The sequence below is a fragment of the Streptomyces sp. NPDC047072 genome (assembly GCF_040643855.1).
Classification (GTDB): domain Bacteria; phylum Actinomycetota; class Actinomycetes; order Streptomycetales; family Streptomycetaceae; genus Streptomyces.
Map to the genome: position 1 here is coordinate 1 of NZ_JBEYVC010000351.1, position 2,574 is coordinate 2,574.

Sequence of the window (2,574 nt, forward strand, 5' to 3'; positions counted from 1 at the left end):
GTGGACATCGTGGAGCGGCTGCGGACGTACGAACTCGACGCGGCCGTGACGTACCACAGCACGGTCGTGGCCCACGACTTCAAGTACGGCGACTGCCGCGGGCAGCAGGGCCACGGCCAGCGCGCGGCTGCGGATGCGCAGCACGGCGAGGGCCCGGGAACGCGCTGCCTGCGCTCCCGCCTCCGCTCCGATACCGGTCACGACCGGTGGTCACCCCCTCCCTGCCGTCCTGGACGCCTGCCTGTTCTGGCGTTGCTCACTCCCCCACTGTGGCACCCGCCACTGACATCGCAATGCCGGTGGGCCAAGTGCCGGACCGCTTGCGCCGCACCATAGTTGGGCTCCGGGCCCCCGTCAGCCGTATGGGCCGTCGCTCACTCGATGGAATGGCTTTGGGGAAAGGTGGATGACGTACAGCAAAGATCAGGCCCCGAATCCTGAGACGGATCCAGGGCCTGCCGGGTTCATCGATTCCCGGTTTTTTCTTGGCATTCGCCCGATTTTCCGGGTCGGACGAAGCCGGTCACTCAGGTGCCGACGGCCGCCTTCGCGGCGATGTCCGTGCGGTACTGGGAGCCGTCCAGGTGGATGCGGGCCACCGCTCGGTACGCGCGCTCGCGGGCCTCGGCGAGGTCCTCGCCGGACGCCGTGACGGACAGGACGCGGCCGCCGGCGCTCACCACGGCGTCGCCGTCGTGCTTGGTGCCGGCGTGCAGGACCCAGGCGTGCGGGGCGTCCTCCTCCGCGACCTCGTCGAGACCGGTGATCGGGTCGCCGGTGCGCGGGGTGCCGGGGTAGTTGTGCGAGGCGACGACCACGGTGACCGCGGCCTCCTCGCTCCAGCGCAGGGGCGGCAGGTCCTCGAGGTTTCCGGTGGCGGCGGCGAGCAGGACACCGGCCAGCGGGGTCTTCAGCCGGGCCAGCACGACCTGCGTCTCGGGGTCGCCGAAGCGGGCGTTGAACTCGATGACCCGTACGCCACGGCCGGTGATCGCGAGACCGGCGTACAGCAGGCCGGAGAAGGGAGTGCCGCGGCGGCGCATCTCGTCCACGGTCGGCTGGAGGACCGTGTCCAGGACCTCCTGGACGAGCTTCGGGTCGGCCCAGGGCAGCGGGGAGTACGCGCCCATGCCGCCGGTGTTCGGGCCCTCGTCGCCGTCGAGCGCGCGCTTGAAGTCCTGCGCGGGCTGGAGCGGCAGGACCGTCTCGCCGTCGGTGATCGCGAAGAGGGAGACCTCGGGGCCGTCGAGGAACTCCTCGATGACGACCCGATCACAGGCGTTCGCGTGGTCCGTGGCCTGTTGCAGGTCGCTGGTGACGACCACGCCCTTGCCGGCGGCGAGGCCGTCGTCCTTGACGACATAGGGGGCGCCGAAGGCGTCGAGGGCCTCGGCGACCTCCTCGGGGGTCGTACAGACGTACGACCGCGCCGTGGGCACCCCGGCCGCGGCCATCACGTCCTTGGCGAAGGCCTTGGAGCCCTCCAGCTGCGCGGCCTCCCCGGAGGGGCCGAAGACCGGGATCCCCGCCTCGCGCACGGCGTCGGCGACCCCGGCGACGAGCGGCGCCTCCGGGCCTACGACGACCAGGCCGACGTCGAGCCGCCGCGCGAGCGCGGAGACGGCGGCGCCGTCGAGGGCGTCGACCGGGTGCAGCTCGGCGACCTCACCGATACCCGCGTTGCCGGGGGCGCAGTGCAGGGCGCTGACGTCGGGGTCGAGGGACAGGGAGCGGCACAGGGCGTGTTCGCGGGCACCGCTGCCGATGACGAGGACCTTCACGGGGTCAGCCTAACGGGGTTCTTGTGCGGGGCTCCGAGGGCCGGGGGGTTGAGGGGTTGTGCGTTCCTCTGAAGGTGGGGGGTGGTGTCGGTGGTGGCTCACTCGTTGGTGAACTCCTCCATCACCGTCGCGCCCAGCTCACGGACGATCAGTTCGTAGCCGGAGAGGGCCGATTCGTTGAGGTCGGGGTCGTCGTCCTCGGGGATGTCGTCCTCGATGGAGACCGGGGGCGGGGGTGGGGACGCCGGGGTTCTGTTCGCGTTCGGATTCGGGGAGGAGGAGGGGCCGGGGGTGGCGGCCGAGGGTGTGGTGGGTGGGGGTGCCGTGGGCGGCGTCGACGGGGAGGGCGCCGGCGTTGGGGTGGCCGTAGGAGCACCGCCGCCGTAACCGCCGGTCGGGGCGCCGCCGTAACCGCCGCCTCCGTTGTTGAAGCCGCCGGAGGGGCCGCCGAAGCCCGAGGTCGACGGGGGTGCCGAGCCGCCGCCCGACGGGTCGACGAGCGCCTCGATCTTCCACTGCACGCCGAACTGCTCGGTGAGTGCCTGCCTTAGTACGTCCTCGCTGCCGCTGCTCGCGAAGTTGTCCCGGGCGCCGGCGCTGGCGAAGCCGAGTTGGAGGGTGGTGCCGTCGAAGCCGGCCACCTGGGCGTTCTGGCTGAGCAGGATCCAGGTGAAGCGGCGGCGGTTCTTGACCGCTTCCAGGATGTTCGACACCCTCGACGTCGGCGCCGTGACTGCTGGCTCTTTGCCGGACGATCCGCGTCGATCAAGGCCAAAGGCGGCGACCGGGGTGC

At 71.8% G+C, this 2,574-nt stretch carries 2 protein-coding genes and 1 pseudogene; all 3 read right to left on the minus strand.

Annotated features, from left to right (window positions below; all coding sequences use genetic code 11):
• The coding region (locus tag ABZ896_RS52515) for a hypothetical protein (RefSeq protein WP_360946575.1) at window positions 1-201 on the minus strand (201 nt) is incomplete at its 3' end.
• A 326-nt stretch (window positions 202-527) separates the two neighbouring features.
• Window positions 528-1,781, minus strand: coding sequence for a phosphoribosylamine--glycine ligase (gene purD, locus ABZ896_RS52520; protein WP_360946579.1), 1,254 nt, complete (start codon window positions 1,779-1,781; stop codon window positions 528-530).
• 98 nt (window positions 1,782-1,879) lie between these two features.
• Window positions 1,880-2,488: pseudogene (locus tag ABZ896_RS52525) on the minus strand (DNA polymerase III subunit gamma and tau); the annotation flags it as partial.
• Window positions 2,489-2,574: the final 86 nt, after the last annotated feature.